The organism is Desulfuromusa ferrireducens, from assembly GCF_055389805.1.
The window spans coordinates 1,994,812-2,008,342 of record NZ_AP042415.1 but is presented as its reverse complement, the minus strand read 5'-3'; the positions used below and the strand labels follow the sequence as shown (position 1 = coordinate 2,008,342).

The window sequence follows — 13,531 nt, the reverse complement described above, 5'->3', positions numbered from 1 at the left end:
GCAAAGAAAGATTTCCGCGCACCCTTCTGAGACTCGCCGAGCAACGATATCAGCTTTGCTCGGCGCTTGCTTACTTTCTATTGTTTCGAGCCTGCACCGCAGCTTCCATTGCCCTACTGACCCGATTCTGCCTCTCTTCTTCCGGCGATTCTGCTTTTTTGTTGTCAGGAAATGCGGCCGTCGGAGGATTGATTAACCCAGCTCCCACCGCGGCTGGGGCAGCGCACCCCGCATCAGGCGAATCAACAACCGTAGCTTCAAGCAACTCCGCAACCGCCACGCCCTTCTCGACCGCTGATGTTGTTACGCCCCGCAGTCCGCGCATAACAGAAATAAGGCTGTCATCCGCAGCGGCAGAGCTTTCAGCCACAGCAACGACCTCAGCGGCGTTAGCGTCTTCAGGTCCGGCGACGGAAGCATGCATAGATTCTTCCGCCCCGACGGTTTCCTGCGCAAGAGGTCTCTCTTCTTCGACTGTGTCCGGGACTTCGACGCTCGCTGCTGCTAGCGCAACACTGTGCTCTTCGGTCGTCTCGGCACTCTGCTCTTTTTCAGCCGCTGCGCTCCTGAGCGGATCGGTTTTGCGCGATTTTAAAGCGCGGACAGAGAAAATCAGGGCGATGAGAATCAGAGTTGAGACAATAATGATTAACTGGCGAGACGAGATCGTCGTCCGTGCTTCAGCACCCTTGGCGGCAACCTTGGCGACCGCAACCACGGGTTCGACCGGACTGATATCGACAACCGCAGCCGGCAGTTTACCTTCGGCAGGGGTCACTGAGGGAGAATCTTCTGCCTTAACCTCATCAGAAACGATTGCCGGTTCCTCTTGCGACACAAGAAGGCCAAGAGCAGGGGCTTCGATTTCAACCTGCAGGGAAGCTATCTCCTTCTCTGCAAGAACGATTTCAGGTTCCCCTTTTTGCACAAGGATCGTGGCAGCAAGGGCATCAACTTCAACATGCGGTAGCTCCACCTTTTTTTCTGCGAGAACGACAACCTGTTCCTCTTCCGGCACGGGGATCGTGGCCACAAGGGCTTCAACTTCAACCTGCGGTGGCTCCGCCTTTTTTTCTACGGAACCAACATCCGGCCGGAACTCATTCTCTTTCTCTGCGGGAACGATTTCCGGTTTCCCTTGCAGCGGAAGAACCGCGATGGCAGCCGCTTCCTCTCCCGCCGGCCGATACATTTGAATAAGCTTGTTGTTGCTTATGTAGGCCGTCATCGTACGGGCGCCGGGATAAAGTGTTTTTATTTTCTCTAAAAAACCGGCAGCATCCTTATGTGTCGGGAAATCACCAATCCGCAGCGCATAATAGTCCCCTATCGTTTCGATCCGCAGGGAGTCTCGATCCTCTTCGTTCAGAACCTCCGACACCGTCCGATATTGCCGTTTGGCTCGCTCTTCAGACTGATGACTGCCGATCTGAACGGTGTGGATCAGCTCTGCGGAAAGAGACAAAAGTGGCGTGAATATAATTAACAGCAGTGCGATCAATATCTGAACTCGGCTACCCATTGCTAACTTCCTTCTAGCGTAAAACATCTTGGCTACTCCCTTTTCCAATCAACCTCTTTGAACTCTCTAATCCTTCCACATAAAATACCCCAGCGGGGAAAATTAACAAGGCCTTCCTTAGTGTTTTTAAATTAAAATTGACATCCATACGAAATCGACGGTCCGCTAGAAATTAAACAGACAAAAACTTCGTGCTATCTGTGCCGATTTGATAGATAAGTTAATTCCTACAACAGTTAATGATTTGCAACTCTCCCCCACCTAGGGTGGCGGTCAAAGTTCAAGAGGTCGAAAGATGGAAATAGCCATAATTGGTGGTGGAGCAGCCGGTTTTTTTGCAGCGATTACGGTAAAAGAAAATTATCCGGCAGCCAAGGTTGTCATCTTTGAAAAATCGAAGGATATCCTGTCCAAGGTTAAAATATCCGGTGGCGGACGCTGCAATGTAACCAACGGTTGCGCGAGCATAAAAGAACTGGCCGAGGCTTACCCACGAGGCGGCAACGCTTTAAAAAAAGCGTTTCGAACCTTCAGTAACAAAGATACGCTGCACTGGTTTGAGTCGCGCGGTGTCCCCTTGGTCACCCAGGAGGATAATTGTGTCTTTCCTCGTTCGCAAAACTCACAAAGCATCATCGATTGCTTTTTAGAACAAACCGGCAGACTTAACATAAAAATCGAGTTGGAAACCGGCATCAAAACGATCAAAAAAGTCGGCGGCCAGCTACAATTGGGCTTTATCGGCGGCAAACTGCCAAGCAGAACCTTTGACAAGGTGATCGTCGCCAGCGGCGGTTCGCCAAAAAGAGACGGCTTGGTCTGGCTGGAAAAATTAAATCACCATATTGTCGATCCGGTTCCGTCACTGTTCACCTTCAAAATGCCCGAAGAACCGGTCGCAGAATTGATGGGGATCGTGGTGGAAAACACTTTAGTCAACATCCAGGGAAGCAAGCTTAAATCCTCGGGACCGTTGCTGATGACCCATTGGGGCATGAGTGGCCCGGCAATCCTAAAGCTCTCGGCACTGGGCGCGCGGCTGCTGAGTGAAAAAGGCTACCAATTTAAGGTTCAGGTCAACTGGACCAATGAAAGAAATCAGGATGCCGTCGTCGAGCAGTTGAAAAGTATTGTCGCAGAGCAGCCGAAAAAGATTTTAGCCAACGTCAGACCCTATTCTTTACCGGAACGGTTATGGAGTTATTTGCTGGAGAAAAGTGACTTGCCCGCCAGCAAAAAGTGGGCAGAGCTGGGGAAAGCCGGTCTCAACCGGCTGGTTAACGTGCTGACCAATGATGTTTATGCGGTCCAAGGGCGGACCCAGTTCCGGGACGAGTTCGTCACCTGCGGCGGGGTGAGTCTGGAAAGTATCGATTTTAACACCATGCAGAGCAAGGTCTGTGAAAATCTGTATTTTGCTGGAGAAGTCATGGACATAGACGGCATTACTGGTGGCTATAATTTTCAGGCCGCCTGGACGACAGCCTTTATCGCCGGCAAATTGAATTAATCCTGCCGCCAATTTTTCGTTTTTTGTCTTTTCATGATAATTGAATGCAAAATAGGCAAAACCAGATGCGATCGCTTCTCAAAACCGGTCTAAATCTAACATTTCTGATTTGTACCCTCCGCGCAATTGACAGTCATGGCATAATCGACTACTGTCCCGAATAAGTCCCTGTTTGACCGTCTGTTTTCTCAACAGGACACGTCACCATCCAGTCCGATCCGGCATAACCGAATCGCTTTACTTTAGGAATAAGAACCATGTCTTTTGAAAATCTTGGCCTGTGCGCCGAACTGCTGAGCGCGATTGAAACTCAGGGTTACACCACCCCGACCCCGATCCAGGCCCAGGCCATCCCGGTGGTTTTTGCAGGCGGCGACCTGCTCGCTGGCGCTCAGACCGGCACCGGAAAAACAGCGGCGTTTGCCCTGCCAATTGTGCAGATGCTGGGTGAAACCACCCCGCAGAAAAAACGCCGGCGGCCGCGCGCACTGGTGCTGGTGCCGACCCGCGAACTGGCGGCGCAGGTCAGTGAAGAGATGCAAAACTATGGTCGGCGCTTGTCATTGCGCTCCACCATGATCTACGGCGGAGTGAACATCCAGGCGCAGATCGAACGGCTGCAACGCGGCATTGATATTGTCGTCGCAACGCCGGGACGATTGCTCGATCACGCCGCACGCGGCACCATCAAACTGAATGAGATTCAATTTCTGGTGCTCGACGAGGCGGACCGGATGCTCGATCTGGGTTTTATTGATGACATTCTCAAGGTTGCGGAGTACCTGCCGGCGCAACGCCAAACGCTGCTCTTTTCGGCAACCTATTCGCCAAGCATCAAACAGTTAGCGAATGAATTACTCGATCAGCCGAAGAAGATCGAAGTCGCGCGCCGCACGATTACCGCTGACGATGTCAGCCAGGCCGTCTACCCGGTCGAGCGCAACCGCAAACGGGAAATGATCTCGCAACTGATCCGCAAGGGGGAATGGCAGCAGGTTCTGGTTTTTGCCCGCACCCGCTACAGTGCCGACAAGTTGACCGCAGAGCTGCAGTTTGACGGAATTAACAGCGCAGCAATCCACAGCAACAAAAGCCAATCGCTGCGCACCCGGACCCTGAAACAGTTTAAGCAGGGCGAATTGCGGGTGTTGGTCGCAACCGATGTTGCGGCCCGCGGGCTCGACATCGCACACCTGCCACATGTGGTGAACTATGAGCTACCCGATGTCCCCGAAGATTATGTCCATCGGATCGGCCGCACCGGCCGCGCCGGAGAAGCTGGACGTGCGCTTTCGTTGGTCTGCCCCGCCGAACATGCGAAGCTGCAGGCGATCGAAAAGCTGCTCCAGTTTGCTATCCCGCGCGAATCGATTGCGGAATTCCCGTTGATTGCAATCAAACGGGGAACAGCAAAGGTGCCGCGCAAAACAACAATCAGCAAACCCAGCCCGAAAAAGGTGGCTGCCAAAGCAGAGACTGCAGCAGCCCGCTCAGGCAAACCGGCGGCAAAACCGAAAAAGGTGCAGAAATCAACCAAGAGCAGAACCGTCGGACGGAAAAAAGCAGCGCCCGCGCCTGCGTCAAAGACCGGTCGTCGCGGCAGCAGATCCTAGTGGTTTCAATAGCTTCGCATAGTTGAACCGGCAAAGGCTAACACGTGCCGAATTTCGCCAAGCGCTTCTTGAAACGCTGACTCTCTGTCGCGAAGCGGGTATCGATTGGCAAGATCTTCAGCGCTAATTATTTACGCTTAGCGGCGGTTGCAATCGGCCCGAGGATATCTGCACTTGCGACCGTTCGCCCGGTGGCTGCCGTTAGTATCGGTCCCGGGCTGGGGGCTTTTGCTGTCGGTAGGGTCTGTGCCAGTATTGCTATCGGCCCAGGGCTTTTCTTGGTTGTAGCGATGGTAATTGCCGTGACCACCTTTGCCAGCCTTGTAATCGGTCCGGGCTTGTCTGTCGGTGCCGTCAATCCGGCCTTAAAGGCCATTGCTATCGGTCCCTTGTGAGTTATCGTTGCTGCTGGCAGTGCCATGTCAGCAAGCACCGGAATCTCTTCCACAACAAGCAATTCGACTAATTCCTTCGATGACTCTAGATATTTTTGGTAGGAATCTCTATAAGGAGCGATCAAATCAAACGCGTATTTTGCTCGCTTAAAGTCGTCATGTCTAAAGCTTTTCATTGCTGACGAATAGGTGATATCGAGTATTTCTAATGGCTTTTTCAAGAGGCTATCCATCAGCGGACTAGCAAAATTATCCTTAAGATAGATTGCCATTTCAATTTTACAATACATCTCCCTCTTCTTATTATTTACTTCGCTTATCAACTCATTTAAATCCATAAACTTACTATGATTTGGACTTAATGCGTCATCGTAGTCTTCAAGGAGATAATGGGTATTCAAATAATTTAAATTATAGATAACGTTATCAGAGATAACAGAGTCATCTCTGCTGCGACTGTTGATAAGTTCTTCGAATGAAGATGAGCAGGAATTTTTATTGGTCCAACTCGAATGTTCCTTTTGATAGAAATAACCATCCGACGCAATCATAGAATAGCAATCATTAAAACCCACAAGCAAAATTGAAAGCACTAGGACTCCCTGCACAAGGTGCTTAATTTTACTCAGTAATACTTCCATTTTTGAGCCACTACGGCACATCTATCTACCTCAAACAGTGATAAACACTACGAATTGAACCTTCATTTTTTTTGCGAAATAACGGCAACGCCATCTTTCTCTTCAACAACAATAAATGCTTCACTTAATTCAGTTTCAGCTTCGCCCTTTTCAAGCTCCTGCACTCCGGAATCATGACTACTGAGGAGGTACGCCAAGGTCCCTTCACGATGCAAGCCCACGACGACATAACTTTCAGCTGCCGGAAGAATAAACAAGAAAACATTTTCCGCAGCACGGCAACCGGCAGCCATCAGATCCGCAGGGGACTCAGGAGGCTTCTGCTGTTTCGCATACAGCACCTTAAGGCCAGCGCGACAGGCTTTGGCATCGCTTGAAGCAAACATATTGTTCGTTTCGACCGAGGTCCCCAGAGGAAAAAATAGCGCAAAAACAATCGCGTAGAAAAGCATTCCAACGATCGGCAAGCCAATTGAGGAATAAAAAATCTTGCTACGCGGCTGGGGATATTTTTCGGCAAATTCCTGCTCACTCTTTCTGAAAGAGATGACAAATTCACCGATCGCGATAAGGCTTGGGATGCCGCTCCAATAAAAAAGAAAATAGAGTGCTGCCAAACGATATTGCTGTAAGTAAATCTTATGGCCGCCAGTACCGCCTAATAGAAGGGTAATCAGAAAAAACGGCAGTCGCTTGACACCACTGGAAGCGATTTCACCATCATCCGGGTTTTCTGCTACTTGGGCGTTATTCCCCCAGCCACCGCTATCAACCGGCTCATTATTTTCGGCCTTATCAACCAACCCAGCGGCATCTTCCGGTCCTTCCGGTCCTTCCGGTCCTTCCGGTCCTTCCGGTCCAGCTGGTCCTTCCGGTCCTTCCGGTCCTGCTGGTCCTGCTGGTCCTGCTGGTCCTGCTGGTCCTGCTGGTCCTGCTGGTCCTGCTGGTCCTGCTGGTCCTGCTGGTCCTGCTGGTCCTTCCGGTCCTGCTGGTCCTGCTGGTCCTGCTGGTCCAGCTGGTCCTGCTGGTCCTGCTGGTCCTGCTGGTCCTTCGGCCACTTCGGCCACTTCGGCCACTTCGGCCACTTCGGCCACTTCGGCCACTTCGGCCACTTCGGCCACTTCGGCCACTTCGGCCACTTCGGCCACTTCGGCCACTTCGACTTCTTCGACTTCTTCGACTTCTTCGACTTCTTCGACTTCTTCGACTTCTTCGACTTCTTCGACTTCTTCGACTTCTTCGACTTCTTCGACTTCTTCGACTTCTTCGACTTCTTCGACTTCTTCGACTTCTTCGACTTCTTCGACTTCTTCGACTTCTTCGACTTCTTCGACTTCTTCGGCTTCTTCGGCTTCTTCGGCTTCTTCGGCTTCTTCGGCTTCTTCGGCTTCTTCGGCTTCTTCGGCTTCTTCGGCTTCTTCGGCTTCTTCGGCTTCTTCGGCTTCTTCGACTTCTTCGACTTCTTCGACTTCTTCGACTTCTTCGACTTCTTCGACTTCTTCGACTTCTTCGACTTCTTCGACTTCTTCGACTTCTTCGGTCTCTTCGGTCTCTTCGGTCTCTTCGGTCTCTTCGGTCTCTTCGGTCTCTTCGGTCTCTTCGGTCTCTTCGGCACTCATCGTCGCAACTACCTCATCCGACTCTTCCGACTCATCCAACTCTTCCGACTCTTCCGACTCTTCCGACTCTTCCGACTCTTCCGACTCTTCCGACCCTTCCGCTGCTTCCAACTCTTGAGCCGCGAGCAAATCTTTATTTTCTTTATCTACAGGCATTTATCCCTCTCGATTATCGTCTTTATCAAGTAACTTCGCTGCACGTTCCTAGGCCCGTCGGCACCATTAGGAACCTCCAACCATAGAGGTTCGCCTAAAAATGTCAATGGAGACGCAGTCTACGATCAAACTCAATGACTGTGCTTGAAGTCTCAATCTGCGCATCAAAAAAATGTACCTCTTGTACCGTTCGACCTTGTTCAGTAAAGTCTTTAATATATAGTGTTTCTTTTTTCGTGAGCTTCTAGAGTTCATTGCGATAATTAAAAGGAAAAACATGAAGGATAAAGCGACCCAAATCATCGGCAGCGGCTATAGCGGCGACAGCAGCAAGTTGGAGCGTTACCACTCTATTAATCCACCGATCTACAATGCCTCTACGGTTCTCTTTGAGGACTACGCGGAACTGAAGGCTGCCGGGCAAGGGCAATACGACGGCTTCACCTACGGCACCGACGGCAGCCCAACCCAACTGGCCTTTGAAAAAGCGATGACCGAACTGGAAGGGGGCTATCACACCCGCGCTTTTCCATCGGGGCTGCTGGCCATTACCAGTACCCTGCAAGCTTTTTTGCAAAGTGGCGATCACCTGCTGATCTGCAATAGTGTCTACGGACCGGTACGGCGCTTCGCCAAAAACGTGCTGGATAAATTCGGCGTAACAACCTCATATTTTCCGGCCAATGTCGGTGCCGATATCGAGAATCACATTACCCCGCAGACCCGTTTCATCCTGCTCGAATCACCGGGCTCCAACACCTTTGAAATTCAGGATGTCCCGGCGGTGGTCAAGGTGGCTCGCCAGCACAATATCATTACCGCCATCGACAATACCTGGGCAACACCGCTGTTTTTCCAACCGCTGGAACATGGGGTCGATATTTCGATCCACTCGGTCACCAAGTACATATCGGGTCATTCGGATGTGCTTCTAGGCAGCGTCACCGTGACCGAAGCCTGTTATGAGCGGTTTCACCGACTCTGTCGGTCATTGGAAATATTTGCTTCTCAGGATGCCTGCTATCTGGCGCTGCGCGGTCTAAAAACCCTCAAGGTGCGATTGCAGCAGCACGAAACGGCTGCCCTGGAACTGGCCATGTGGCTGCAAACACATGCGGCGGTCGAAACGGTCTTGCACCCTGCCCTGCCGAGCCATCCCGAGCATGCCATCTGGCAGCGTGATTTTAGCGGCGCGGCGGGGATTTTTTCCTTCGTTTTGAAACCACAGTATGATGAAAAGGCGGTAGCTCGCGTTGTTGACAGTCTGGAGCTGTTTGGCATCGGTTACAGCTGGGGGGGATTCAAGAGCTTGGTGACCGCCGGGAAGTTCGCCCAGACGGAGATCTCTCGCTACCATGATCGCTGGATGATCCGCTTGAATATCGGCCTTGAGGATGTCACCGATCTGAAAGCCGATGTACAACAGGCGTTGGCAAAACTGTAAACCGGCCGCCCTGCGTGAACTCAGCAACCGCAAAAAGAAGGGGACAGGCGTTGTCGATGCCTGTCCCCTTCTTGCTATAGATATGTCTTGAAATGGCGCAGGTTAGTTGCTGTAGCCAACATCATCAGCGTCAAAGTCATTAATCGTTACGGATTCTCTACCTGCGACCTTGATCGGTGCATGACTGTGTCGAACCTCGAGATCAAAATACTTTTCGGCCAGGGTGTAAAGAAACAGGCAAAGGGCAAAAGCACCGACAATAATACCGATCGCGCTTAACGACGGGGTGTACTGCAGGAGTTCACGACCAGCGTCAATGCTACCGTCCTGCAGCGGAACGATTTGCCCGGCGATGACGTAATCATAACGCATGAAAAACATTCCGATCAGAGCAAGCACACTGCCGCACGTAAGCGCCAGGGGTTTGCGCAATGAAGGTGTCAGGACGATGGCAAAGGGGATCAGGATGCCAACGATAACTTCGAAAAACCAAAAGTTAAATGCCAGGGGACCGGATATCATCGTCATCAAAGCATCATAGGTGCCTTGTTGATGTTGGAAGATGCCGACGATAAATTTCCAGATCATCAAAAACGCCAGGATACCAAGCAGCAGCGCGAGAATTCTGCCGAGAAGAAACATGTAGCTTTTATCGTGGTTACAGAATTCCTCATTCCGGCAACGGACTTTCAAATAGTGCACCAAGCACATCAAAGCGGTTCCCGAGATCAATGCGGTGACAACCAGATAAACAGGCGAAAAGACTCCACTCCAGAAAGGTCTTGCGGCAAGCATCCCAAAAACACCGCCAAGGTTTGATGGTGCAGCAATCGCCAGCACAAAACCCAGCAATCCAGAGTAGAATGCGCCGCGCCGATTATTCTTCATACAAAAGTAGAATTCAATGACCAGAACAGCCAAATAGAAACCGTAAAGTGTCCCCATCCACCACATGGGTGATTGGAAGTTAGGGCTGAGAATCGCGTAAATCACCAACCGGATCGGATTGGTAAGTTCCATGCCGATTATTCCAAAACCACACAGCATCATCACAATAGCTAAAATAATAGCGCGCCGGGCAGAGGCATGAAACTGCTCAATGCCGAAAACGTGTCCAAGGCTGGAAATCAGGCACAGCCCCGAGCAGGAGACGGCAAAAAAGATGTAGGAAGAAATAAGAATGCCCCAGGGAAGCTCCCGGGTTGTATTGTAAGCATGTCCATGCCCCATTGTAAAAACCGCAATAACCGCAGACACACCGGCAAACATTCCCAAAATAAGAACGCCAAACCACAACAATTCACCCGGACTTTTTTTGCTGATATCCATCTCATCTCCTAGCTAATCGTAGTCATATAAAGAAAATCCAACATATATAATATTAATATATCGGTCAACATATTTAACATAGCTTTTTCAAGAAACGACGTTGTAAGAATCGACGATTTGCGCGACTCAACCAAGCGTAGAACAATGTTTCTACCTTAATTTACAGGGCTTTACCTTTTACGATTTTCCACATGTTTCCTGGAAAAATAGATTTATTAAAATTAACGACCAAATACGTTGGTAATTCTAATGGAGCATTCCAAATTCGCTGCGGACCGGGAATGGCAGTCCCTGCTCAATAACCACCAAGGTACATTCACCAACCCCACAAATGACCATATCTGCTTGCCTGGAGACAGAAACAAGGCGTACAATCCAGCCTCCCAGAACGAGCAAAGAATAGCCAGAATCGACGTTGCGGGATAGATCTTCGCTTCTGCCCACCGGCGGAACCCATCATCAAGTGAGAGCAATGATTTCCGAACTATTGAAATTGATCAGCAACCGGCAAATCGAGCTATTTTTCTACCTGGAAGAGGGAGCGCTGAAAAATAAGCTGGTCGAGAAATATATGGAAGAAACGGATGCAGATGCCGAAATCCTTGATTTCGAGCATAATGCGGCGATGCGGATAACGCAGGAAGCGGGTGCGACAAAACCGACCTTCGACTGTCGATTGGAGGCGAGTGAGTTTCAGTACCAGTGCCTTTTTTCAAGCGAGGATTTCGCAACCGATGAAATCAACGAGTTGATCGAGCTGCTGCGACCACACTGCCCAGCGATCAGCGTAAAGAAAAACGGCCCGAAGAAGAACATCCTGAGAAAGAAAAAAGGCGATGGCCTGTGGGGCCTCTCGACAGTCGCGACGACACTAGGCCTGTCCCCGCGGACGGTAAAGGCTCTGATCCCCTGTAGCGAAACAAGAATAGAGGAAAAAGACGGCAACAAAACGATAAAGGAATATTACTGGGATATTGAGCTGATTGAGAGATTCCAAAAATTATGGGTGAAACAAACAGAAGGCCGCGGTTACAATAGCGAGGACCTAACACTAATCGCCGAACACTGCTGTGCTGGTGACCGGAAATGGGCCCGCGACTGTATAACTGATTATTTCAACCAGCGTAAACTTACCAGCGGTCAACCCGACACAGATTGACCGGGCAGTCGCTTCCATTGCCCTTCACTCCAAACGACAAAATGGATCGAGTAGATTCTTACCACAGCAGCAGATCGCAGCGATCACTAAAAAGCATGCATAGAGACTTCCCAGAAATAATTCGCCAGGCAACCGGGGCCACTTGCATCGAGTTAATCGAGGTGATTCAAGAACTCTGGAGCGGCTACGGTGCCATCTTGCGCTACCGCCTGAGCGGCACACAACGAAAACAGGTGGTGGTCAAACATGTTCAATTTCCAGATCACAGAGACCACCCCCGCGGCTGGAATTCCGATCGCTCTCACCTAAGAAAACTACGCTCTTACGAAGTGGAAACCGCCTGGTATGCACAGTGGAGCGACCGCTGCGGAGCCGACTGCCGAACCCCACACTGCCTGGCGGTGGAAACCCGCGGCGACGAGACGCTGATGGTCCTCGAAGATCTTGACGAAAGCGGATTCCCGCAGCGTCGCGAGACGGTGAACAAACAGGAGCGGTCCGCCTGCCTAGACTGGCTGGCTAACTTTCACGCCACCCACCTCGGCTGCCAGCCGGATGGACTCTGGCAGCAGGGCTCCTACTGGCACCTTGCGACCCGACCGGAGGAACTCGCAGCCCTCACCGACCAGCCCCTCAAACAGGCGGCGGCGACCATTGACCAGCGGTTAGCAGACAGTCGCTACCAAACGCTGGTCCACGGTGACGCGAAACTAGCCAACTTCTGTTTTTCTGCTGACGGCAAAAAGGTTGCGGCAGTCGATTTTCAATATGTCGGTGGCGGCTGTGGAATGAAGGATGTCGCCTACCTTATCGGCAGTTGCCTGGCGGAAGGGGAATGTGCGCAACTCGAACGCGGGTTACTCGATCACTATTTTGCCGCGCTGAAGCAGGCCCTGGCCCTCTTGCAGCCGGCCGTCGATGCGGACGCAGTGGAAGAAGACTGGCGCCCGTTGTTCCCACTGGCGTGGACCGATTTTCACCGTTTCCTCAAAGGCTGGAGTCCCGGCCACTGGAAACTGAACGCCTACAGTGAACAGCTGGCACGCTCGGTGGTTCGACAGCTGAAAAGGGAAAACAGCGCTGAGTAAATTTCAAAGCCTGCCCCCTACAAACTCTCTCTAATACTGTCGCAGTGTTTTTCAAGAAATGCTGGGACTTTGCGCCTGGCGACCTTGCCTAACTTCTGCAGCAGCGCAAAAGAAACCTGACGTAACCCATAGTCTGCTTGCAGATCCTCGGCCATCTGCAGCCAAAGATGCGCTGTCATCTCGGCATCAGCCAAGGCACGGTGGAACTGACCACCTATCGGCAACTGCTTGTAAGCAACCAGAGTGGCCAGCTTATGATTGGGCGCCTGCGGATAGATGCGTCGCGCCACCAGCATCGAACAGGCAAAGTTAAGTGGGCGGTCGCAGTCGATGTGCTGTAACTCCGCGGCGAGAAAACGGCGATCAAAAGAGGCATTGTGCGCCACCAGCGGACAGTCGCCGATAAACTCGGCAAATTCGGCCATCACCGTGGCGTTATCCGGGGCCTTTTGCAGCATGGCGTTGCTGATACCGGTAAAATCCTGAATGAAACCGTTCACCCGAAAACCGGGATCCATCAAACTCTGAAAACGATCAACAATCCGCCCGTTTTGTAACATAACGGCGCCAACCTCAATCGCTCGGTCGCCCTGATCGGGAGACATGCCGCTGGTTTCAAAATCGAGAACCACGATAGCTTCACTTGCATTTAAAAACATATTGTCGCCTTTAAACTTAGCCCTCAAAGCTTCGAAAGACTGGAAACCAGGTCGACTTCACCGTCTCGCCCGAGCGTCCGCAGCGCCTCAATTCCACTGTCAGCATATTCTTTGGCATCGCCAGTAAGATAGGCAAAGACAAAAGCGGCAAGTTCTGCTTGTGCGGCGGCGTGCCGTTCGGCGGGCGTGCGTTTTTTCCCGGCCTGCAACCAAAGGGTTTCGGAGCGCCGCTGATGTCCCGTTATGGCTCGGGAGATCATGGCGAGACGTTTGGCCAAGGACGATTTGTCGTTGGATTTGAAGACTTCGACAAGATCTTCCGGAAAGTTTTCCTGGACAAGTTCAGCAAGACGCAGCAGCTTATTTTTCACAATAACCTCGGATAACAGATTCAGC

The 13,531-nt window shown here is 51.3% G+C and carries 11 protein-coding genes; 5 read left to right on the top strand and 6 right to left on the bottom strand.

Annotated elements, in window-relative coordinates; genetic code table 11:
* Positions 1-70: 70 nt before the first annotated feature.
* The gene (locus ACZ5PT_RS09160; protein WP_464266517.1) at positions 71-1,522 is read right to left on the bottom strand and encodes an SPOR domain-containing protein; all 1,452 of its coding nucleotides are present in this window, start codon (positions 1,520-1,522) and stop codon (positions 71-73) included.
* A 295-nt stretch (positions 1,523-1,817) separates the two neighbouring features.
* Between ACZ5PT_RS09160 and ACZ5PT_RS09155 the strand changes: the two genes are divergently transcribed.
* Both ACZ5PT_RS09155 and ACZ5PT_RS09150 read left to right on the top strand, forming a co-directional pair.
* On the top strand, positions 1,818-3,032 hold the full coding sequence (locus tag ACZ5PT_RS09155) for a BaiN/RdsA family NAD(P)/FAD-dependent oxidoreductase (protein ID WP_464266516.1): 1,215 nt from the start codon (positions 1,818-1,820) through the stop codon (positions 3,030-3,032).
* A gap of 257 nt (positions 3,033-3,289) precedes the next feature.
* The gene (locus ACZ5PT_RS09150; protein ID WP_464266515.1) at positions 3,290-4,645 is read left to right on the top strand and encodes a DEAD/DEAH box helicase; all 1,356 of its coding nucleotides are present in this window, start codon (positions 3,290-3,292) and stop codon (positions 4,643-4,645) included.
* A gap of 127 nt (positions 4,646-4,772) precedes the next feature.
* Here ACZ5PT_RS09150 and ACZ5PT_RS09145 read toward each other — a convergent pair whose 3' ends face one another.
* On the bottom strand, positions 4,773-5,681 hold the full coding sequence (locus tag ACZ5PT_RS09145; RefSeq protein WP_464266514.1) for a hypothetical protein: 909 nt from the start codon (positions 5,679-5,681) through the stop codon (positions 4,773-4,775).
* 62 nt (positions 5,682-5,743) lie between these two features.
* Complete coding sequence (locus ACZ5PT_RS09140) at positions 5,744-7,456, bottom strand: TM2 domain-containing protein (RefSeq protein WP_464266513.1); 1,713 nt, start codon at positions 7,454-7,456, stop codon at positions 5,744-5,746.
* Positions 7,457-7,733: 277 nt separating this feature from the next.
* Here ACZ5PT_RS09140 and metC point away from each other — a divergent pair, with 277 nt between their 5' ends.
* Positions 7,734-8,900: a cystathionine beta-lyase gene (gene metC / locus ACZ5PT_RS09135; RefSeq protein WP_464266512.1), complete on the top strand. Its 1,167-nt coding sequence runs from the start codon at positions 7,734-7,736 to the stop codon at positions 8,898-8,900.
* A 102-nt stretch (positions 8,901-9,002) separates the two neighbouring features.
* Here the strand turns inward: metC and nrfD are convergent, their stop codons facing one another.
* Positions 9,003-10,229 carry an NrfD/PsrC family molybdoenzyme membrane anchor subunit gene (gene nrfD, locus ACZ5PT_RS09130; RefSeq protein WP_464266511.1) on the bottom strand — a complete coding sequence of 409 codons (1,227 nt, stop codon included), beginning with the start codon at positions 10,227-10,229 and terminating at the stop codon, positions 9,003-9,005.
* A gap of 472 nt (positions 10,230-10,701) precedes the next feature.
* Between nrfD and ACZ5PT_RS09125 the strand changes: the two genes are divergently transcribed.
* Positions 10,702-11,388: a hypothetical protein gene (locus ACZ5PT_RS09125; RefSeq protein ID WP_464266510.1), complete on the top strand. Its 687-nt coding sequence runs from the start codon at positions 10,702-10,704 to the stop codon at positions 11,386-11,388.
* Between the two features lie 95 nt (positions 11,389-11,483).
* Positions 11,484-12,476: a phosphotransferase gene (locus tag ACZ5PT_RS09120; protein ID WP_464266509.1), complete on the top strand. Its 993-nt coding sequence runs from the start codon at positions 11,484-11,486 to the stop codon at positions 12,474-12,476.
* A gap of 17 nt (positions 12,477-12,493) precedes the next feature.
* On the opposite strand, the gene ACZ5PT_RS09115 is transcribed toward ACZ5PT_RS09120, so the two are convergent.
* Both ACZ5PT_RS09115 and ACZ5PT_RS09110 read right to left on the bottom strand, forming a co-directional pair.
* The gene (locus ACZ5PT_RS09115; protein ID WP_464266508.1) at positions 12,494-13,135 is read right to left on the bottom strand and encodes a 3'-5' exonuclease; all 642 of its coding nucleotides are present in this window, start codon (positions 13,133-13,135) and stop codon (positions 12,494-12,496) included.
* 23 nt (positions 13,136-13,158) lie between these two features.
* Positions 13,159-13,506 (bottom strand): hypothetical protein, encoded by a 348-nt coding sequence (locus ACZ5PT_RS09110; protein ID WP_464266507.1) that lies wholly within the window; start codon positions 13,504-13,506, stop codon positions 13,159-13,161.
* Positions 13,507-13,531 lie beyond the last annotated feature (25 nt).

What these genes read in the sequence shown, in the direction of transcription:
- ACZ5PT_RS09140 (WP_464266513.1), bottom strand. Translation starts at nt 7,456, where the DNA reads ATGCCTGTAGATAAAGAAAATAAAGATTTGCTCGCGGCTCAAGAGTTG.
- ACZ5PT_RS09125 (WP_464266510.1), top strand. Translation starts at nt 10,702, where the DNA reads ATGATTTCCGAACTATTGAAATTGATCAGCAACCGGCAAATCGAGCTA.
- ACZ5PT_RS09120 (WP_464266509.1), top strand. Translation starts at nt 11,484, where the DNA reads ATGCATAGAGACTTCCCAGAAATAATTCGCCAGGCAACCGGGGCCACT.
- ACZ5PT_RS09115 (WP_464266508.1), bottom strand. Translation starts at nt 13,135, where the DNA reads ATGTTTTTAAATGCAAGTGAAGCTATCGTGGTTCTCGATTTTGAAACC.
- nrfD (WP_464266511.1), bottom strand. Translation starts at nt 10,229, where the DNA reads ATGGATATCAGCAAAAAAAGTCCGGGTGAATTGTTGTGGTTTGGCGTT.
- ACZ5PT_RS09160 (WP_464266517.1), bottom strand. Translation starts at nt 1,522, where the DNA reads ATGGGTAGCCGAGTTCAGATATTGATCGCACTGCTGTTAATTATATTC.
- metC (WP_464266512.1), top strand. Translation starts at nt 7,734, where the DNA reads ATGAAGGATAAAGCGACCCAAATCATCGGCAGCGGCTATAGCGGCGAC.
- ACZ5PT_RS09145 (WP_464266514.1), bottom strand. Translation starts at nt 5,681, where the DNA reads ATGGAAGTATTACTGAGTAAAATTAAGCACCTTGTGCAGGGAGTCCTA.
- ACZ5PT_RS09155 (WP_464266516.1), top strand. Translation starts at nt 1,818, where the DNA reads ATGGAAATAGCCATAATTGGTGGTGGAGCAGCCGGTTTTTTTGCAGCG.
- ACZ5PT_RS09150 (WP_464266515.1), top strand. Translation starts at nt 3,290, where the DNA reads ATGTCTTTTGAAAATCTTGGCCTGTGCGCCGAACTGCTGAGCGCGATT.